This is a genomic window from Enterobacter sp. 50793107, assembly GCF_001463365.1.
GTDB classification, from domain to species: Bacteria; Pseudomonadota; Gammaproteobacteria; order Enterobacterales; family Enterobacteriaceae; genus Enterobacter; species Enterobacter cloacae.
Map to the genome: position 1 here is coordinate 30,712 of NZ_LNII01000177.1, position 20,056 is coordinate 50,767.

The 20,056-nt window shown below is 54.2% G+C and carries 21 protein-coding genes; 19 read left to right on the forward strand and 2 right to left on the reverse strand.

All coding sequences use genetic code 11. The annotated features are described in order from the left end of the window. Positions 1-6: 6 nt before the first annotated feature. From APU11_RS26105 to ptsG, 11 genes are all read left to right on the forward strand, one after another. Positions 7-960, forward strand: coding sequence for a beta-ketoacyl-ACP synthase III (locus APU11_RS26105; RefSeq protein WP_013097122.1), 954 nt, complete (start codon positions 7-9; stop codon positions 958-960). Positions 961-975: 15 nt separating this feature from the next. Next, on the forward strand, positions 976-1,905 hold the full coding sequence (gene fabD, locus APU11_RS26110) for an ACP S-malonyltransferase (RefSeq protein ID WP_058651569.1): 930 nt from the start codon (positions 976-978) through the stop codon (positions 1,903-1,905). Between the two features lie 12 nt (positions 1,906-1,917). Beyond that, on the forward strand, positions 1,918-2,652 hold the full coding sequence (fabG, locus tag APU11_RS26115) for a 3-oxoacyl-ACP reductase FabG (RefSeq protein ID WP_013097120.1): 735 nt from the start codon (positions 1,918-1,920) through the stop codon (positions 2,650-2,652). A 154-nt stretch (positions 2,653-2,806) separates the two neighbouring features. Continuing rightward, positions 2,807-3,043 carry an acyl carrier protein gene (gene acpP / locus APU11_RS26120; protein WP_003857954.1) on the forward strand — a complete coding sequence of 79 codons (237 nt, stop codon included), beginning with the start codon at positions 2,807-2,809 and terminating at the stop codon, positions 3,041-3,043. A 91-nt stretch (positions 3,044-3,134) separates the two neighbouring features. Next, positions 3,135-4,376 (forward strand): beta-ketoacyl-ACP synthase II, encoded by a 1,242-nt coding sequence (fabF, locus tag APU11_RS26125; protein ID WP_028028098.1) that lies wholly within the window; start codon positions 3,135-3,137, stop codon positions 4,374-4,376. A 121-nt stretch (positions 4,377-4,497) separates the two neighbouring features. Beyond that, positions 4,498-5,307 (forward strand): aminodeoxychorismate lyase, encoded by an 810-nt coding sequence (pabC, locus tag APU11_RS26130; protein WP_029881960.1) that lies wholly within the window; start codon positions 4,498-4,500, stop codon positions 5,305-5,307. Between the two features lie 2 nt (positions 5,308-5,309). After that, positions 5,310-6,332, forward strand: coding sequence for a cell division protein YceG (gene yceG / locus APU11_RS26135; protein ID WP_023621898.1), 1,023 nt, complete (start codon positions 5,310-5,312; stop codon positions 6,330-6,332). Continuing rightward, positions 6,322-6,963 (forward strand): dTMP kinase, encoded by a 642-nt coding sequence (gene tmk / locus APU11_RS26140; RefSeq protein ID WP_013097116.1) that lies wholly within the window; start codon positions 6,322-6,324, stop codon positions 6,961-6,963. The genes yceG and tmk overlap by 11 nt, the downstream gene beginning before the upstream one ends. After that, positions 6,960-7,964 carry a DNA polymerase III subunit delta' gene (gene holB / locus APU11_RS26145; protein WP_023621897.1) on the forward strand — a complete coding sequence of 335 codons (1,005 nt, stop codon included), beginning with the start codon at positions 6,960-6,962 and terminating at the stop codon, positions 7,962-7,964. The genes tmk and holB overlap by 4 nt, the downstream gene beginning before the upstream one ends. Positions 7,965-7,974: 10 nt before the next feature. Continuing rightward, complete coding sequence (locus APU11_RS26150) at positions 7,975-8,769, forward strand: metal-dependent hydrolase (protein ID WP_020689599.1); 795 nt, start codon at positions 7,975-7,977, stop codon at positions 8,767-8,769. Between the two features lie 297 nt (positions 8,770-9,066). Next, a complete protein-coding gene (gene ptsG / locus APU11_RS26155; RefSeq protein WP_029881962.1) occupies positions 9,067-10,500 on the forward strand; it encodes a PTS glucose transporter subunit IIBC in 1,434 nt (477 codons plus the stop codon). 84 nt (positions 10,501-10,584) lie between these two features. Here ptsG and fhuE read toward each other — a convergent pair whose 3' ends face one another. Beyond that, positions 10,585-12,774: a ferric-rhodotorulic acid/ferric-coprogen receptor FhuE gene (fhuE, locus tag APU11_RS26160; protein WP_058651568.1), complete on the reverse strand. Its 2,190-nt coding sequence runs from the start codon at positions 12,772-12,774 to the stop codon at positions 10,585-10,587. Between the two features lie 351 nt (positions 12,775-13,125). Here fhuE and hinT point away from each other — a divergent pair, with 351 nt between their 5' ends. The 8 genes from hinT (at position 13,126) to APU11_RS26200 (ending at position 19,214) form a co-directional block, all read left to right on the forward strand. After that, a complete protein-coding gene (gene hinT / locus APU11_RS26165) occupies positions 13,126-13,485 on the forward strand; it encodes a purine nucleoside phosphoramidase (protein ID WP_013097111.1) in 360 nt (119 codons plus the stop codon). Position 13,486: 1 nt separating this feature from the next. Then, positions 13,487-13,861, forward strand: coding sequence for a YcfL family protein (locus APU11_RS26170; RefSeq protein ID WP_023621894.1), 375 nt, complete (start codon positions 13,487-13,489; stop codon positions 13,859-13,861). Between the two features lie 10 nt (positions 13,862-13,871). Beyond that, positions 13,872-14,519 carry a penicillin-binding protein activator LpoB gene (lpoB, locus tag APU11_RS26175; protein WP_013097109.1) on the forward strand — a complete coding sequence of 216 codons (648 nt, stop codon included), beginning with the start codon at positions 13,872-13,874 and terminating at the stop codon, positions 14,517-14,519. Then, the gene (thiK, locus tag APU11_RS26180) at positions 14,500-15,324 is read left to right on the forward strand and encodes a thiamine kinase (RefSeq protein ID WP_058651567.1); all 825 of its coding nucleotides are present in this window, start codon (positions 14,500-14,502) and stop codon (positions 15,322-15,324) included. The genes lpoB and thiK overlap by 20 nt, the downstream gene beginning before the upstream one ends. 11 nt (positions 15,325-15,335) lie before the next feature. Beyond that, complete coding sequence (gene nagZ, locus APU11_RS26185; RefSeq protein WP_038979819.1) at positions 15,336-16,361, forward strand: beta-N-acetylhexosaminidase; 1,026 nt, start codon at positions 15,336-15,338, stop codon at positions 16,359-16,361. A gap of 34 nt (positions 16,362-16,395) precedes the next feature. Beyond that, positions 16,396-16,938: an alpha/beta hydrolase YcfP gene (gene ycfP, locus APU11_RS26190; RefSeq protein ID WP_020689592.1), complete on the forward strand. Its 543-nt coding sequence runs from the start codon at positions 16,396-16,398 to the stop codon at positions 16,936-16,938. Positions 16,939-17,176: 238 nt separating this feature from the next. After that, the gene (locus APU11_RS26195; protein ID WP_038419114.1) at positions 17,177-18,481 is read left to right on the forward strand and encodes an NAD(P)/FAD-dependent oxidoreductase; all 1,305 of its coding nucleotides are present in this window, start codon (positions 17,177-17,179) and stop codon (positions 18,479-18,481) included. Positions 18,482-18,674: 193 nt separating this feature from the next. Continuing rightward, the gene (locus APU11_RS26200) at positions 18,675-19,214 is read left to right on the forward strand and encodes a glycine zipper 2TM domain-containing protein (RefSeq protein WP_013097104.1); all 540 of its coding nucleotides are present in this window, start codon (positions 18,675-18,677) and stop codon (positions 19,212-19,214) included. 53 nt (positions 19,215-19,267) lie between these two features. On the opposite strand, the gene APU11_RS26205 is transcribed toward APU11_RS26200, so the two are convergent. Next, positions 19,268-19,909 carry a TetR/AcrR family transcriptional regulator gene (locus APU11_RS26205; protein WP_013097103.1) on the reverse strand — a complete coding sequence of 214 codons (642 nt, stop codon included), beginning with the start codon at positions 19,907-19,909 and terminating at the stop codon, positions 19,268-19,270. Positions 19,910-20,056 lie beyond the last annotated feature (147 nt).

Genomic DNA, 20,056 nt, shown 5'->3' on the forward strand with positions numbered 1-20,056 from the left:
GCGTACATGTATACGAAGATTATTGGTACCGGCAGCTATCTGCCAACACAAGTGCGAACCAACGCCGATCTGGAAAAAATGGTAGATACGTCTGACGAGTGGATTGTCACGCGCACAGGTATCCGTGAACGTCGTATCGCCGCGCCAGACGAAACCGTGTCCACCATGGGTTATGAAGCCGCACAGCGTGCTATCGAGATGGCGGGCATCGATAAAGATCAGATTGGTTTGATCGTGGTTGCCACGACATCGGCCACGCATGCTTTCCCAAGCGCAGCGTGCCAGGTGCAGAATATGCTCGGTATTAAAGGCTGCCCGGCGTTTGACGTTGCCGCAGCGTGCGCGGGTTTCACCTACGCATTGAGCGTTGCCGATCAGTATGTAAAATCCGGCGCGGTGAAGTATGCGCTGGTGATCGGTGCTGACGTGCTAGCGCGTACCTGCGATCCAACCGATCGCGGAACGATCATTATTTTTGGCGATGGTGCGGGTGCCGTACTGCTGGGTCAGTCTGAAGAGCCGGGCATCATCTCCACGCATCTGCATGCTGACGGTAGCTATGGCGAACTGTTAACGCTGCCTAATGCCGACCGTGTGAATCCGGACAGCTCTATCTACCTGACCATGGCAGGTAACGAAGTGTTTAAGGTCGCGGTGACGGAACTGGCCCACATTGTTGATGAAACGCTGGAGGCGAATGGCCTTGAGCGCACCGCACTCGACTGGCTGGTGCCGCATCAGGCGAACCTGCGTATTATCAGTGCAACCGCGAAAAAGCTGGGCATGTCGATGGATAACGTTGTGGTGACGCTCGATCGCCACGGCAATACCTCTGCGGCGTCAGTACCGTGCGCCTTTGATGAAGCGGTACGTGACGGACGAATCAAACGGGGCCAGTTGGTCTTGCTTGAAGCCTTCGGTGGCGGGTTCACCTGGGGTTCCGCGCTGGTTCGTTTCTAGGATAAGGATTAAAAGATGACGCAATTTGCTTTTGTGTTTCCGGGGCAGGGCTCTCAAACCGTTGGGATGTTGTCTGAAATGGCAGCAAACTATCCGGTAATCGAAGAGACTTTCCGTGAAGCTTCCGATGCGCTGGGTTATGATTTATGGGCGCTGACCCAACAAGGTCCGGCCGAAGAGCTGAACAAAACCTGGCAGACTCAGCCAGCACTGCTTACCGCTTCCGTTGCGCTGTGGCGCGTCTGGCAGCAGAAGGGCGGCAAAGCGCCAGCCCTGCTCGCGGGCCATAGCCTGGGTGAATACTCTGCACTGGTCTGTGCCGGTGTGATCGCCTTTGCTGACGCAGTACGCCTGGTAGAACTGCGTGGTAAATTCATGCAGGAAGCGGTGCCAGAAGGCACGGGCGGCATGTCTGCTATTATCGGTCTCGACGATGCTTCCATCGCAACAGCGTGTGAAGAATCAGCAGAAGGTCAGGTGGTTTCACCGGTTAACTTCAACTCGCCAGGCCAGGTGGTTATCGCGGGTCATAAAGAAGCGGTTGAACGTGCAGGTGCAGCCTGTAAAGCCGCGGGCGCGAAACGTGCGCTGCCGCTGCCAGTGAGTGTTCCGTCCCACTGTGCGCTGATGAAACCTGCTGCTGACAAGCTGGCGGTTGAACTGGAAAAAATTACCTTTAACGCACCGACGATTTCCGTTGTGAACAACGTCGATGTGAAATGTGAAACCACGCCGGAGGCTATCCGTGACGCGCTGGTTCGCCAGCTCTATAGCCCGGTACAGTGGACCAAAACCGTTGAGTTTATGGCCTCTCAGGGCGTTGAGCACCTGTACGAAGTCGGCCCAGGGAAAGTCCTGACTGGTTTGACAAAACGTATTGTTGACACCCTGACTGCCTCGGCGATTAACGAGCCGGAAGCCATTGAAGCGGCACTCTCGCAATAAAAGAGGAATACCATGAGTTTTGAAGGAAAAATTGCCCTGGTCACTGGCGCAAGCCGCGGTATCGGGCGTGCAATTGCTGAAACACTGGCCGCGCGCGGCGCGAAAGTGATTGGTACAGCAACCAGCGAGAATGGCGCGAAGGCCATCAGCGACTATCTGGGTGCGAACGGTAAAGGTCTGGTACTGAATGTGACCGAACCTGCATCTATCGAATCTGTTCTGGAAAATATTCGCGCAGAGTTTGGCGAAGTGGATATTCTGGTCAATAATGCCGGGATCACTCGCGATAACCTGTTGATGCGAATGAAAGACGACGAGTGGAACGATATTATCGAAACCAACCTGTCATCTGTATTCCGTCTGTCAAAAGCGGTAATGCGCGCTATGATGAAAAAGCGTCATGGTCGTATTATCACTGTCGGTTCTGTGGTTGGTACCATGGGAAATGCTGGTCAGGCTAACTACGCTGCGGCGAAAGCAGGTCTGATTGGTTTCAGTAAGTCGCTGGCGCGTGAAGTCGCGTCCCGCGGGATTACTGTAAACGTTGTTGCTCCGGGCTTTATTGAAACGGACATGACGCGTGCGCTGACTGATGAGCAGCGTGCGGGTACGCTGGCAGCTGTTCCTGCGGGCCGCTTAGGCGACCCTAAAGAAATTGCCAGCGCGGTTGCATTTTTAGCCTCTGACGAAGCGGGTTACATCACTGGTGAAACCCTCCACGTCAACGGCGGGATGTATATGGTTTAATCACGATCGAAAATATTTGCGTTATTGGGGGGATTGGCCTCAAAATAACGTAAAATCGTGGTAAGACCTGCCGGGATTTAGTTGCAAATTTTTCAACATTTTATACACTACGAAAACCATCGCGAAAGCGAGTTTTGATAGGAAATTTAAGAGTATGAGCACTATCGAAGAACGCGTTAAGAAAATTATCGGCGAACAGCTGGGCGTTAAGCAGGAAGAAGTTGTGAACTCCGCTTCCTTCGTTGAAGACCTGGGCGCAGATTCTCTTGACACCGTTGAGCTGGTAATGGCTCTGGAAGAAGAGTTTGATACTGAGATTCCGGACGAAGAAGCTGAGAAGATCACCACCGTTCAGGCTGCCATTGATTACATCAACGGCCACCAGGCGTAAGTGAACATCTCCAGGCGGTCATTCGACCGCCTGAGTTTTATCTTTTTTAGTCCCACGAATCTCTTTTTTTATCCCTCCCTGGAGGACAAACGTGTCTAAGCGTCGTGTAGTTGTGACCGGACTTGGCATGTTGTCTCCTGTCGGCAATACCGTAGAGTCCACCTGGAAAGCTCTCCTTGCCGGTCAGAGCGGCATCAGCCTAATCGACCATTTCGATACTAGCGCCTATGCAACGAAATTTGCTGGCTTAGTAAAGGATTTTAACTGTGAAGAGATCATCTCGCGCAAAGAACAGCGCAAGATGGATGCCTTCATTCAATATGGAATTGTCGCTGGCGTTCAGGCCATGCAGGATTCTGGCCTTGAAATTACGGAAGAGAACGCAACCCGTATCGGTGCCGCTATTGGCTCCGGGATTGGCGGTCTTGGTCTGATCGAGGAAAACCATTCATCTCTCATGAATGGCGGACCGCGTAAAATCAGCCCGTTCTTCGTTCCGTCCACGATTGTTAATATGGTGGCGGGTCACCTGACCATCATGTTCGGTCTGCGTGGGCCAAGCATTTCTATCGCGACCGCATGTACCTCTGGCGTGCATAACATCGGCCAGGCCGCGCGTATGATTGCGTACGGCGATGCAGATGCTATGGTGGCGGGCGGTGCTGAAAAAGCCAGTACCCCGCTTGGCGTGGGTGGCTTTGGTGCTGCGCGCGCGCTGTCTACCCGCAACGATAATCCTCAGGCGGCAAGCCGTCCTTGGGACAAAGACCGTGACGGTTTCGTGCTGGGCGATGGTGCAGGTATGCTCGTTCTGGAAGAGTACGAACATGCGAAAAAACGTGGCGCGAAAATTTATGCTGAAGTCGTTGGCTTTGGTATGAGCAGCGATGCCTATCACATGACGTCACCGCCAGAAAATGGTGCGGGCGCCGCGCTGGCCATGGAAAACGCGATTCGCGATGCGGGTATTACCCCAGCGCAAATCGGCTACGTTAACGCACACGGTACCTCTACCCCTGCGGGCGATAAAGCAGAAGCTCAGGCTGTTAAGTCTATCTTCGGTGAATCTGCCAGCCGCGTACTGGTCAGCTCCACAAAATCCATGACCGGTCACCTGTTGGGTGCAGCGGGAGCAGTAGAGTCTATTTACTCTATTCTTGCGCTGCGCGACCAGGCTGTTCCGCCAACCATCAACCTGGATAACCCGGATGAAGGTTGCGATCTGGACTTCGTTCCTCACGAAGCGCGCCAGGTGAGTGGAATGGAGTACACCCTGTGTAACTCCTTCGGCTTTGGCGGTACTAACGGTTCTCTGATCTTCAAAAAGATCTGAGTCTACGTACCCTATGGCTGTGAAAAAAGGTCCGCTTGTCGGGCCTTTTTTATTCAGGCTAATCTTCTTGTCGGCTGCACGACATCCTGCCAGACTAAACGCCCACGCATAAGGAGCCACCATGTTTTTAATCAATGGCCTTGAGCAAGAATCTCTGCCTGCAAGCGACAGGGCGACTCAGTTTGGTGATGGCTGCTTTACCACGGCGCGCATTGCGGATGGCGACGTGTGTCTGCTGGATGCGCATATACGTCGTCTGCAAACGGCCTGCAAAACGTTACTGATCCCCTTTACGCAATGGGACACGTTGCGCCAGGAAATGCGCCAGCTTGCGTCCGGAAAGCCCAGTGGGGTACTCAAGGTCATTATCAGCCGCGGCAGCGGTGGACGGGGTTATAGCGGTGTCAGTTGCCAACATCCCACCCGGATCCTGTCGGTTTCTGCGTATCCTGCCCAGTATCCGCGCTGGCGTGAAGAGGGCGTTACCCTGACGCTCAGCCCGGTACGTCTGGGAAGAAACCCCATGCTTGCCGGGATAAAACATCTCAATCGTCTTGAGCAGGTGCTAATCCGTACTCATCTTGAGCAGACGGCAGCCGATGAAGCGCTGGTTCTTGACAGCGAAGGGTTCATTACGGAATGCTGTGCGGCTAATTTATTCTGGAGGCAGGGCAACACTGTTTTCACGCCTTCGCTGGAACAGGCGGGAGTCAACGGTATTATGCGTCAGTTTTGTTTGCAGCAGCTGGCACGCTCTGACTTTCACGTTGTCGAAGTTAACGCACGCGAAGAGGCGTTGCAGGCAGCAGATGAAATCGTTATTTGCAACGCGCTGATGCCGGTCATACCTGTCCGCGCTTATGGTCAAATTTGCTTGCCATCGCGCGAGCTGTTCTCTTTTTTAGCCCCGATATGTGAGCAAACCAGATAGTCATGAAGAAAATGTTGCGCTTTGTCCTCCTTCTAATCGTTGCGCTGGGTATCGCTGGCGGCGCGGGAATGTGGAAAGTTCGCCAGCTGGCGGACAGTAAGATCCTGATTAAGGACGAAACGATCTTTACCCTGAAAGCGGGAACCGGGCGACTGGCGCTCGGTGAACAGCTTTATGGCGATAAAATCATTAATCGTCCACGCGTGTTCCAGTGGTTATTGCGTGTGGAACCTGAGCTGTCTCATTTTAAAGCTGGCACCTATCGTTTCACGCCCGGGATGACCGTCAGAGAGATGCTGCAGTTGCTGGAAAGCGGCAAAGAAGCGCAGTTCCCGCTGCGGTTTGTTGAAGGGATGCGCCTTAGCGATTACCTCAAACAGCTGCGTGATGCGCCGTATATTAAACACACGCTGAAAGACGACAGTTACCAGACGGTTGCCGCGGTACTTGAATTTGAACATCCCGAGTGGGTTGAAGGCTGGTTCTGGCCGGACACCTGGATGTATACAGCCGGAACAACCGATGTGGCGATCCTGAAGCGTGCGCACAAAAAAATGGTCGCGGCGGTGGAGTCTGCGTGGGAAGGGCGCGCCGATGGCCTGCCGTATAAAGATCAAAACCAGTTTGTCACCATGGCCTCAATTATTGAGAAAGAGACCGCGGTGGCTTCAGAGCGCGACCAGGTGGCGTCGGTCTTTATCAACCGACTGCGCATTGGCATGCGTCTGCAAACTGACCCTACTGTGATTTACGGAATGGGTGAGAGCTACAGCGGCAAGATTTCACGAAAAGATCTGGAGACGCCGACGGCGTATAATACCTACGTTATTAGCGGCCTGCCGCCAGGCCCGATTGCCACGCCGAGCGAAGCCTCGCTTAAGGCGGCCGCGCATCCGGCAAAAACACCGTATCTCTACTTTGTGGCTGATGGAAAAGGGGGGCATACCTTTAACACCAACCTTGCCAGCCATAATCGCTCCGTTCAGGATTATCTGAAGGCACTTAAGGAAAAAAATGCGCAGTAAATACATTGTCATTGAGGGACTCGAAGGAGCCGGTAAAACCACAGCCCGCAACGTGGTAATCGAAACGCTGAAAACGCTCGGCGTTGCGGACATGGTGTTTACCCGTGAACCCGGCGGTACGCAGCTGGCTGAAAAGCTGCGCAGCCTGGTGCTGGATATCAAATCCGTGGGCGATGAAGTTATCACTGACAAAGCCGAAGTGCTGATGTTCTATGCCGCTCGCGTGCAGCTGGTGGAGACGGTCATCAAACCGGCTCTGGCCGCTGGCAAGTGGGTCATTGGCGACCGTCACGATCTGTCGACTCAGGCGTATCAGGGTGGGGGACGCGGAATTGACCAGACAATGCTGGCAACGTTGCGTGATGCAGTATTAGGGGATTTCCGCCCCGATCTGACGCTGTATCTGGATGTAACGCCGGAAGTGGGCCTGAAGCGCGCGCGCGCGCGCGGCGAGCTGGATCGCATTGAGCAAGAGTCGCTCGACTTCTTTAATCGCACCCGCGCGCGTTATCTTGAACTCGCCAGTCAGGACAGTTCCATTCGCACCATTGATGCGACGCAGTCCCTGGAAGAGGTGACCCGTTCCATTGAGGAAACTGTCAAACACTGGCTACAGGAGCAACAGGCATGAAATGGTACCCATGGTTGCGCCCGCACTTTGAACAGCTGATCGCCAGCTATCAGGCCGGACGGGGGCATCATGCGTTACTGATTCAGGCATTGCCGGGCATGGGTGAAGATGCATTGATCTACGCCATCACCCGTTTTCTGATGTGCCAGCAGCCAGAAGGTCACAAAAGCTGCGGTAAATGCCGCGGCTGCCAGCTGATGCAGGCGGGCACGCATCCTGACTATTACACGCTGGAGCCTGAGAAGGGCAAAAGTGCGCTCGGTATCGATGCCGTGCGTGAAGTCAGTGAAAAATTATACGAGCACGCACGACTGGGTGGCGCAAAAGTCGTCTGGCTGAAAGACGCGGCGTTGCTTACCGAGGCGGCGGCAAACGCGCTGCTTAAGACGCTGGAGGAGCCACCGGAAAAAACGTGGTTCTTCCTGTCATGCCGCGATCCGGGTCGATTACTGGCGACGTTACGCAGTCGGTGTCGGCTTCATCACCTTGCGACTCCCCAGGAATCGTGGGCGCTGAGCTGGCTGGAGCGTGAGGTGACAACGTCACAGGATAGCGCGTTGTCCGCATTGCGCCTCAGCAGCGGCGCACCTGCCGCGGCGCTGGCTCTGCTGCAGGCGGACGTCTGGTCGCAACGAGAAGCGCTTTGCCGCGCCGTTGCCTCTGCGCTGGAGAGCGGTGACTGGTTGAGCGTACTGCCTGCACTTAACAGCGATCAGGCTGCCGAGCGTCTGCACTGGCTGGCTGCCTTACTTCTGGATGCCCTCAAGATCCAGCAGGGGGCCACGCTGCTGACCAATCCCGATGTCTGGCCACTGGTAAACACGCTGGCGAATCGTCTGCCAGGCGCCACGTTGCGTGCGATCCTGCACGATACTTGCCAGAGCCGCGAACAACTTTTAACGGTAACCGGTCTTAATCGCGAGCTTGTACTGACCGACCAGTTACTGCGTATCGAACATTACCTGCAACCAGGCGTTACTCCGCCTGTTTCCCATCTCTGAGAGAGACATTATGTTTTTAGTCGACTCACACTGCCATCTCGATGGCCTGGATTATCAATCCCTGCATAAAGACGTGGACGACGTGCTGGCTAAAGCCGCCGCCCGCGATGTGAAATTTTGCCTTGCGGTGGCTACCACGCTGCCGGGTTATCGCACCATGCGTGAGCTGGTGGGCGTTCGCCCTAATGTTGTCTTTTCCTGTGGCGTGCATCCGCTCAATCAGGATGAAGCATACGACGTCGAGGAGTTACGTCGTCTGGCGGCCGAAGAGGGCGTGGTAGCGATGGGGGAAACCGGGCTGGACTATTACTACACGCCGGAGACCATGGCGCGTCAGCAGGAGTCCTTCCGCCATCACATTCGCATTGGCCGTGAGCTTAACAAACCGGTTATCGTTCATACCCGCGATGCCCGCGCCGATACCCTGGCGATCCTCAGGGAAGAAAACGTGACGGATTGCGGTGGCGTACTACACTGTTTCACAGAAGACAGAGAAACGGCGGGAAAACTGCTTGATTTAGGGTTTTATATCTCGTTTTCCGGGATCGTGACGTTCCGTAACGCTGAGCAGCTTCGCGATGCTGCGCGTTATGTTCCGCTCGATCGTATTCTGGTGGAAACAGACTCTCCTTATCTGGCTCCGGTACCGCATCGCGGTAAAGAAAACCAGCCAGCAATGACGAGAGACGTGGCTGAATACATGGCCGTTCTGAAGGGCGTCAGTATCGAAGAGCTGGCCCGCGTCACCACGGAAAACTTCTCTACACTGTTCCATATTGACCCCGCCCGCCTGCAATCTGTTTGATACACCTGTTTTTTTTAGGCTCGTAATTAATAGTTAAAACGAGTAAAGTTCACCGCCTCATTTGGGGCGGTGATGGTGTTTTTAGACACATCCAGAAATGCTTTTTGTAAATAACTGAAAGTTTTTCGACCGTCTTAAGCTGAAACGTGATAGCCGTCAAACAAACTCAGAGGGAATTATTTTACTCTGTGTAATAAATAAAGGGCGCTTAGATGTCCTGTCCACGGCACGGTACTCCCCCCGGGCCAATGCGTGAAAGCGTAAAAAAAGCACAAATACTCAGGAGCACTCTCAATTATGTTTAAGAATGCATTTGCTAACCTGCAAAAGGTCGGTAAATCGCTGATGCTGCCAGTATCCGTACTGCCTATCGCAGGTATCCTGCTGGGTGTCGGTTCTGCAAACTTCAGCTGGCTGCCAGCCGTAGTGTCCCACGTAATGGCCGAAGCAGGCGGTTCTGTCTTTGCTAACATGCCGCTGATCTTCGCTATCGGTGTTGCTCTGGGCTTCACCAATAACGACGGCGTTTCTGCGCTGGCTTCTGTGGTTGCCTACGGCATCATGGTGAAAACCATGGCTGTGGTTGCACCGCTGGTTCTGCATTTACCTGCTGAAGAGATCGCAGCGAAACACCTGGCGGATACCGGTGTTCTGGGCGGTATCATCTCCGGTGCGATTGCAGCGTACATGTTTAACCGCTTCTATCGCATCAAGCTGCCTGAGTATCTGGGCTTCTTCGCGGGCAAGCGTTTCGTTCCGATCATCTCTGGTCTGGCAGCGATTTTCACGGGTGTGATCCTGTCCTTCATCTGGCCACCAATCGGTACGGCAATCCAGACCTTCTCTCAGTGGGCTGCTTATCAGAACCCGGTTGTGGCGTTCGGTATCTACGGCTTCATCGAGCGTTGCCTGGTGCCATTTGGTCTGCACCACATCTGGAACGTTCCATTCCAGATGCAGATTGGTGAATTCACCAACGCAGCGGGTCAGGTATTCCACGGTGATATCCCACGTTACATGGCGGGTGACCCAACTGCAGGTAAACTGTCTGGTGGCTTCCTGTTCAAAATGTATGGTCTGCCAGCCGCGGCAATTGCAATCTGGCACTCTGCTAAACCAGAGAACCGTGCAAAAGTGGGCGGTATCATGATCTCCGCAGCGCTGACCTCGTTCCTGACCGGTATCACCGAGCCGATCGAGTTCTCCTTCATGTTCGTTGCGCCGATCCTGTACGTTATCCACGCGATTCTGGCGGGTCTGGCGTTCCCAATCTGTATCCTGCTGGGTATGCGTGACGGTACGTCCTTCTCACACGGCCTGATCGACTTCATCGTTCTGTCCGGTAACAGCAGCAAACTGTGGCTGTTCCCAATCGTGGGTGCGTGCTACGCCGTTGTTTACTACACCATCTTCCGCGTGCTGATCAAAGCACTGGACCTGAAAACGCCAGGTCGTGAAGATGCATCAGAAGACAACAAAGCAGGCGCGACCAGCGAAATGGCTCCGGCACTGGTTGCAGCATTCGGCGGTAAAGAGAACATCACTAACCTGGACGCGTGTATCACTCGTCTGCGTGTGAGCGTTGCCGATGTTGCGAAAGTAGACCAGCCGGGTCTGAAAAAACTGGGCGCAGCGGGTGTGGTTGTTGCAGGTTCTGGTGTTCAGGCTATCTTCGGTACCAAATCCGATAACCTGAAAACCGAAATGGATGAATACATCCGCAACAGCTAAGCTGTGACCTGGGGAGACTAAGGCAGCCGAATGGCTGCCTTTTTTATGCCTGCAGTTTTGTTATGCCGGGTAGCGGCTGAACACTCAGAAGTCGTAGCTCGCGCTTACAGAGACGTTCAGCGGCGCGCCATATACCACATAAGAGCCGACGTAGTCGTAATACTCTTTGTCGAACAGGTTGTTGATGTTAGCCTGGACAGCAAAATCTTTAGTAACCTGATACCGGCTGAACAGGTTAACCAGCGCGTAGCTGCCTTGTTCTGCCCGTGATCGGCCTGCCGGGCCGCCATCTACATCGTTCCAGACTTTATTCTGCCAGTTCACCCCGCCGCCCACTGCCAGTGCAGGTAGCATGGGCAGTTGATAACGGGTAAAGAGCTTCATTGTGGTACGAGGCTGATCGGAACTTACCGCGTTGCCGCGCTTGTCTTCAGCAATGTAGCGGGTTGCGCCGAAGGTCAGCTGCCAGTTATCGGTCAGGGCGCCGTTTAGCTCGAACTCGATCCCTTTACTGACGACCCCATCCAGAGATTCATAAATTGACTCGCCGCTGGGCATGTAGGTGTAGGTATTATTCGCCACATTATCCTGCTCAATGCGGAAGAGGGCGAGCGAGGTGGTCAGGCGCGTACTAAACCAGTCTGCTTTCACCCCGGCTTCATAGCTTTTCCCCGTTGTCGGGTCCAGGTAGCGGCCGCTGGCGTCACGTTTGTCCTGAGGCTGGAAGATGGAGGTATAACTGACGTAGGTTGACCAGTCTTCATTGATATCATAAACAAGGCCCGCATATGGCGTTACATCGTCCTTACTGCTTTCCAGGCGGGTGTCCGGGGAGCCCGCCGGGTTATAGCGAATGTTGTAATGGGTATAACGCGCACCGAGGATCAGAGATAGCGGATCGGCAAGCGAGAAGCGGGCTGAGGTATAGGCTGAAGACTGGCGGATATCATCCTGACTGTAAAGCTTCCAGGGGGTCCACTGCGGATCGGCGATATTCCCGTTCCAGTTTTTGAAGTTACCCACGTCAACCATGCCGTACAGCGCGTCCGGCATGGTGTTGTCATAGTGGTTACGCTGGCGGCTGAAGCTACCGCCAAACATCATCTCATGCTGGCGACCGAAAAGATCGAAACCGCCGCGCAGGAAGGCATCCACCGCATCCTGCTTACGTTCACCGCGGTTCCAGCCGCCATATCCGACCATACCCGCACCGGTCTCTTTATCCGGGTAGCCGGACATATACATCAGTTTGCTGTCAAAGTTGGTGTCGGCATGCATGCCGTTGATGTGGGCTTCCCAGCCGTTGTCGAAGCGTTGGGTGAGGTTGGCGAAAATACGGGTGTTGTCTTTATCTGAATAAGCCCAGTCTGGTGCAACGGTCTGGCTGCGGTTGTAATGGGTTTTGCTGCCATCGCTGTACCAGGTTGGCAGGCCGCCCCAGGTTGGGTTATCGGTATCGCTTTCCTGATATTCATAGCCCACAGACAGGGTGGTGCTGTCAGTCACGTCCGCATCGACCACGCCATAGAGGAACTTTTTGCGGTAGTGGTAGTTATCAACAAAACTGTCGTTGTCCTGATAACCCGTAATAAGACGACCGCGCACATTACCCGACTCTACCAGCGGAGCCTGCAGATCCAGCACGTAGCGTTGTTTGTCCCAGCTACCGTAACTGGCGGAGACATTGCCTTTAAATTCATTGCTGTCTGCATGCTTACGTACCATGTTGACGTAGGCGGCGGGATTTCCCGTGCCGGACATCAGGCCGGTTGCGCCGCGTACCACTTCAATACGATCGTAAATGGCGGTATCGGCGGCGGTGTCGCCAAAGTTCCATACTTCGCTGATGGAGGTTGGCAGGTCATCATACGCATAGTTACTGACAAAGAAGCCGCGCGAGTAAAATACCGTCCGGTCGCTGTCCTGTACCTGCGCGGTGACGCCGGTGGTGTTAGTTAACACCTGGCCGAGGGATTGCAGATTCTGATCTGCCATACGCTGCTGGCTAATGACGCTGACGGACTGCGGAATATCGCGGGGAACCAGTAACAGTTTCGTCCCCGTGGTGGTGGTCTTAACGCTGTAGTCCGTATCCTGACTGCCGGACGGGTCCTGTGCGTTATCAAAACCGCCCTCAACAACCACGGTATCTTCGGTCGCTGAGGCGGCGAAACTGACGGCTGGCATCAATGCCATAGCAATACAGGCAGCCAGCAACGAAGGCGTGACGGCTGGCTGCGGTTGCCCATCCCTGGTGTGATAAATGAAAGACATCATCAAACCCTTACTGAATGGTGAAAGGTGAGTGCGACAGTCCCGTGAGAATGGGCTGACGTCGTTTTCTATGTTAAAAATGCGCATGAAAATGCAAATGCGAAATATACGCATTGTGATTAGCACTGTAAACAGATGTGTCAAAAGGAAATGAAATTATGTTTCAGGTGGGGAAGCGTCGAGAGCGGTTACTCTTCAGTCAGCTGAAACGCTTTCAGGAAAGAAATCCGGGGAGAAGGTTGAAAGGACAGGAGAAAGTCGCTCATACTCTTCCATTGTGCCACACACTCATGCAGAGATTGTGTTAATAGCGGACGCACCACGCCAGATTAAACTACAAAGGAACAGGTCATGGCTGAAGAAACCATTTTCAGTAAAATTATCCGCCGCGAAATCCCTTCGGATATCGTTTATCAGGATGAGCTGGTGACGGCTTTCAGAGATATTTCTCCTCAGGCTCCGACTCATATCCTTATCATTCCAAATATTCTGATTCCCACCGTCAATGACGTAAAAGCCGAGCATGAAGTGGCGTTAGGCCGTATGCTGACGGTAGCCGCGAAAATCGCCGAGCAGGAGGGGATTGCTGAAGACGGTTACCGTTTGATCATGAACTGTAATCGCCATGGTGGTCAGGAAGTTTATCATATTCATATGCATCTTCTGGGTGGGCGTCCTCTGGGACCGATGCTGTCACATAAAGGTCTTTGACATGTTAAAAGGGCGTATTGCAGCGCTGGCAATGACATTGGTAATGGTGGGATGCAGCACGCGCCCGGCCATTCCCGTCAGTGATGAACAGACGCTGGTGATGGAGTCCTCGGTACTTGCCGCGGGCATCACCGCAGAACAACCTACGTTGACCATCAGTGAAATTAAATCTTCTGCGTCCTCTACGCTCTTTAACGAAAGACACGAACCGGTGACGGTGCACTACCGTTTCTTCTGGTATGACGTACGGGGTCTTGAAATGCACCCGCTGGAAGCGCCGCGCAGCGTGACCATTCCGGCAGGATCGTCGGTAACGCTCTATGGTAGCGCCAACTATCTGGGTGCGCATAAGGTGAGACTTTATCTTTATCTGTAAGAGGTGAACCTTGATTAAAAATATGAGCCGTTATGCGCTCGTGACAGCTTTTGCACTGTTCCTTGCAGGATGTGTGACGCGAACCGAACAGCCTGCGCCGGTGGACGAGGCAAAACCGGGTACGGAGCAGCCGACACAGCCAACGCAACCGCAGCCAACCGTGCCGTCTGTACCGACGATCCCGTCGCAGCCTGGCCCGATTGAACATCCGGACCAGACCTCCCAGCCAACGCCGCGCGTGCGTCATTATGACTGGAACGGTGCGATGCAGCCGATGGTGGGCAAAATGCTGCAGGCGCAGGGCGTGACGGCAGGCAGCGTACTGCTGGTGGATAGCGTAAATAACCGGACTAACGGTTCACTCAATGCCGGGGAAGCGACAGAAACCCTGCGCAATGCACTGGCCAATAACGGTAAATTTACGCTGGTTTCCGCACAGCAGCTGGCAGTAGCCAAACAGCAGCTTGGTCTGTCGCCACAGGACAGCCTCGGTACGCGCAGTAAGGCGATGGGGATTGCCCGTAACGTTGGTGCGCAGTATGTGCTGTACTCTAATGCCACCGGTAACGTGAATACGCCAGCCCTGCAGATGCAGCTGATGCTGGTCCAGACAGGCGAGATTATCTGGTCAGGTAAAGGTGCGGTTACGCAACTCTGACTGCACGCGTGAAGCGATCCTCACGCGTTATTTTCCGCAGTATCGTCTTATCGCGCCGCAGGCCCACTCCGGGCTTGGCGGCGCGAGTTGCATTCTGGAACAGGGCGAGCAGCGTCTGGTGTTGCGTCATCACCACGATCCCTTAGCCCCCGTTTCCCATTTTCGCCGTCAGTTTCGTGCCCTGAAGCGTCTACCGGCGGATCTCGTGCCAGCCCCGCGCTTTTTCAGACAGGGCTGGATGGCGGTAGAGTATCTGGAAGGGGAGATCCGGCATACGCTGCCCGACAGCGCAACGCTTGCGACGACGCTCTGTCAATTGCACCATCAGCCGTGTCTGGGGTGGCGAGTCACGCTGCTCCCTTTGCTTGAACAGTACTGGCAGCGAGCCTCACCGGACAGACGTACCCCACGGTGGCTTGCGCAGCTTAAACGGTTACGCACTGCGGGAGAGCCTCAGCCGCTTCGGCTGTCGCCATTGCACATGGATGTTCATGCCGGAAATATTGTGCATACGTCCACCGGCATCAGGCTTATCGACTGGGAGTATGCCGGTGATGGGGATGTGGCACTGGAGCTGGCGGCCGTCTGGGTGGAAGATGATAAAGCACGCCAAAGACTGATCGGCGATTACGCCCGCATTGCGCATCTGGACGCGGGACAGCTGGCGCGTCAGGTCAGACGCTGGCGACCCTGGGTCGTCATGCTGATGGCGGGCTGGTTTGAAATGCGTTTTCAGCAGTCCGGCGAGAAACAATTTATGGCGCTGGCAGATGATGCCTGGCGTCAGTTACACATTAAAGGATAAGAGAGGTTGCTGTGGGTCCAGTCATGTTGGATGTAGAAGGGTTTGAACTGGATGCGGAGGAGCGTGAAATTCTGGCGCACCCGCTGGTGGGGGGGCTCATCCTGTTTACCCGCAACTATCACGATCCGGCGCAGTTGCGTGAGCTGGTTCGCCAGATCCGCGCGGCGTCGCGTAATCATCTGGTCGTGGCCGTCGATCAGGAAGGCGGGCGCGTGCAGCGTTTCCGTGAGGGCTTCACCCGTCTGCCCGCGGCCCAGTCTTTCGCGGCGCTGCTCGGCACCGAAGAGGGCGGGAATCTGGCCCAGGAGGCCGGCTGGCTGATGGCCAGCGAGATGATTGCCATGGATATCGACATCAGTTTTGCCCCGGTGCTGGACGTAGGGCATATCAGTGCGGCAATTGGCGAGCGCTCTTACCATAGCGATCCCCGTATTGCGCTGGAGATGGCCACCCGCTTTATCGACGGCATGCACGATGCAGGAATGAAAACCACCGGTAAACACTTCCCGGGGCACGGCGCCGTGACGGCGGATTCGCATAAAGAGACTCCGCGTGATCCGCGCCCGGAGGCGGAAATTCGTGCCAAAGATATGTCGGTGTTCCGCTCGCTGATTAGCGATAACAAGCTGGATGCCATTATGCCTGCGCATGTGATTTACAGTGACGTCGACCCACGCCCGGCGAGCGGTTCTCCGCACTGGTTAAAAAACGTGCTGCGTCAGGAGCTCGGTTTCAACGGCGTGATCTTCTCCGACGATTTGTCGATGGAAGGGGCGGCGATCATGGGCAGCTACGCGGAGCGTGGGCAGGCGTCGCTCGACGCAGGTTGCGATATGATCCTCGTCTGCAATAATCGTAAAGGCGCAGTCAGCGTGCTGGATAACCTGTCGCCGATCAATGCAGAGCGTGTTACACATTTGTATCATAAAGGTTCATTTAGCCGTCAGGAGCTGATGGATTCGGCACGCTGGAAAGCGGTTAACGCCCGGCTTGAAGCACTGAATGAGCGCTGGCAGGCACATAAAGCCAGCCTGTAAATCCTCCCGGAAGGCGTAGCGTGGTGAGAAGACGATGATCATCTATTTACACGGTTTTGACTCAAACAGTCCTGGTAATCATGAGAAGGTACTGCAACTGCAGTTTATCGATCCGGATGTACGGCTGATCAGCTACAGCACGCGCCATCCGAAACATGACATGCAGCATCTGCTCAAAGAAGTGGACAAGATGCTGCAGCTCAACATCGACGATCGCCCGCTGATTTGCGGCGTGGGGCTGGGTGGCTACTGGGCGGAGCGGATTGGATTCCTGTGCGATATTCGCCAGGTGGTATTCAATCCTAACCTGTTCCCGAACGAGAACATGGAAGGCAAGATTGACCGCCCAGAAGAGTATGTCGATATTGCCACCAAGTGCGTCAGCAATTTCCGTGAAAAGAACCGCGACCGCTGTCTGGTGATCCTTTCGCGTAATGATGAGGCGCTCAACAGCCACCGTGCGGCTGAGCTGTTGCATCACTTCTATGAAATTGTCTGGGACGAAGAACAGACCCACAAGTTCAAGAACATCTCCCCGCATCTGCAGCGCATCAAAGCCTTCAAAACACTGGGCTAAGATACTGCATAAGATCTCCCGGGCCCGGCCGCGAAAGCGTGCCGGGCTTTCTTTTTCTGCAGAATTGTCTACTTTTAAGCCACCAAAACTTGATGCACATCAATTTTGGTATGACCAATGCGCCTGACGTGGTATTCTCAATGCACCTGAATGGTTTCAGTGCTGTAACCTGTTGTTAATTAAGGGTTATTTTTATAACTTTTAATTAACAATTGGTTAATAATTTGAGGGGGTCACGTTGACTACGCCATTGAAAAAGATAGTGATTGTAGGCGGTGGTGCTGGCGGGCTGGAGCTGGCGACACAGTTGGGTAAGAAGCTGGGTCGCGGCAAAAAAGCCAAAATCACGCTGGTGGATCGTAACCACAGCCACCTGTGGAAACCGTTGCTGCACGAAGTGGCGACCGGTTCACTGGATGAGGGCGTGGACGCGCTGAGCTATCTGGCGCACGCACGTAACCACCATTTCCAGTTCCAGCTGGGTTCCGTGGTGGATATCAACCGTGAGAACAAAACCATTACCCTGGCCGAGCTGCGTGACGAAAAAGGGGAGTTGCTGGTCCCGGAGCGCAAGCTTGCCTATGACACACTGGTGATGGCGCTGGGCAGTACCTCCAACGATTTCAACACCCCGGGTGTGAAAGAGCACTGCATTTTCCTGGATAACCCGCACCAGGCGCGTCGTTTCCACCAGGAAATGCTGAACCTGTTCCTGAAGTACACCAATAACATGGGTGCGAATGGCAAGGTGAATATCGCCATTGTAGGCGGTGGCGCAACGGGCGTTGAGCTCTCCGCTGAGCTGCACAATGCGGTAAAACAGCTGCACAGCTACGGGTATAAAGGGTTAACCAATGAAGCGCTGAACGTAACGCTGGTTGAGGCAGGTGAGCGTATTCTGCCTGCGCTGCCTCCACGTATTTCTGGCGCGGCGCATAACGAACTGACCAAACTGGGCGTACGTGTTCTCACCCAGACGATGGTGACCAGCGCAGACGAAGGTGGCCTGCACACCAAAGATGGCGAGTACATCAAAGCGGATCTGATGGTCTGGGCGGCGGGTATCAAAGCACCTGATTTCATGAAAGACATTGGCGGGCTGGAAACCAACCGTATTAATCAGCTGGTGACCGAGCCGACGCTGCAAACCACGCGCGATCCAGAGATTTTCGCGATTGGTGACTGTGCGTCATGCGCGCGTCCTGAAGGCGGTTTCGTGCCTCCTCGCGCCCAGGCAGCGCATCAGATGGCAAGCCTGGTGCTGCACAATATTCTGGCACAGCGCAAAGGCAAGCCAATGAAGGCCTACGTCTACAAAGACCACGGCTCTCTGGTTTCGCTGTCGAACTTCTCTACCGTAGGCAGCCTGATGGGGAACCTGATGCGCGGCTCGATGATGGTAGAAGGGCGCATCGCACGCTTTGTCTATATATCCCTGTACCGTATGCACCAGATTGCGCTGCACGGCTACTTCAAAACCGGGTTGATGATGCTGGTAGGACGAATCAACCGCGTAATCCGTCCACGTCTGAAGCTGCACTAATTTTTCTCTCCCTCCGGGCCCTCCGGAGGGATTTTTTAGCATATCATGCTGCTCATCACAGATTGAGTGCTTAAGAGTTCTCCTAAACGCCCTGTCACTCTCCTGAAAGCTATTTTTTTGAGCCTTTGTCTTATTGGCGAAGCGTAGCCTGCATTGCAAAATTGTTACCAATAGCAACAAAGGAGGAAGTCCCGTGAATAAATCAATGTTGGCGGGTATAGGGATTGGCGTCGCTGCTGCGTTAGGTGTGGCTGCCGTTGCCAGTCTCAACGTACTGAATCGCGGCCCACAGTATGCGCAGGTGGTTTCTGCAACCCCCATTAAAGAAACAGTTAAAACGCCTCGTCAGGAGTGCCGTAACGTCTCTGTCACCCATCGTCGTCCGGTTCAGGATGAAAACCGTATTGCCGGCTCTGTGCTGGGCGCGGTAGCTGGCGGGGTGATTGGTCACCAGTTTGGTGGCGGCCGTGGTAAAGATGTGGCGACCGTGGTCGGTGCGCTGGGTGGCGGCTATGCCGGTAACCAGGTGCAGGGCGCAATGCAGGATAATGATACGTACACCACGACACAGCAGCGCTGCAAAACCGTCTATGACAAGTCGGAAAAAATGCTGGGTTATGACGTGACGTACAAAATTGGTGACCAGCAGGGCAAAATCCGTATGGACAGAGACCCTGGCACACAAATTCCGCTGGATGGAAATGGCCAGCTGGTACTGAATAACAAAGCGTAAAAAAGATGTTCTCTGAACTTAGCTCCTCAAGCGCTCAGGCTGAGGAGCTTTTTTTAGCCCTGTATTTTAAGCAGTTCGGGCCACAGTCGCAGGGTGGTCTCGGTGATATGCTGCAGTTTTTCCAGCGTCGCCCCTTCTCGGGCGCTAATCGACATCCCCTGTAAAATACAGCTCAGGTATTGTGCTAATTCCTGAGGGCGGCAATGCGCCGGAATTTCACCACGCTGCTGGCGCTGGGCCAGGAAGGTGCTGAGCGTCTCCTCCTGCATGGCATGACGCGATTTCACCGTGTTGGCGATCTCTTTCGAGGAGGCCGCAAGCGTCGCGGAGGTGTTAATCATAAAACAGCCCGCGGGCGTCTCTTTGCTGGTGAAGCAGGTGGCGATGGCGGTGAAATAGTCATGAAGTGCCTGCTCAACCGTTTTCTCTTCACAAAACAGCTGTGCTTCGTATCGCGATGCGAAGCGAGAGATGTATCGGTCCAGTACCGCCCTGAACAACCCCTCTTTATTCGTGAATTCCGCATACAGCGTCGGCGCTTTGGCTCCGGTGGCTTCTACCAGATCGGAAAGCGAAGTCGCTTCATACCCATGTTGCCAGAAGAGAGTCATGGCCTTATCAAGCGCTGCATCCCTGTCGAACACTTTTGGTCGGCCACGGCTTTTCTTCGCACAACTCGTGACATCGGTTGTCATTTGCCGTTGGTCCTCTGTTGGTTTGTTGAATAACCATTATAAAAATAAACGCATTTAACCACCAGTGCTGTTTTCTGAAAAATAAATTAATCATATGGGCATGAAAAATAACGGAATTAAAATTAATTTAATGGTCGTTATAAAAAC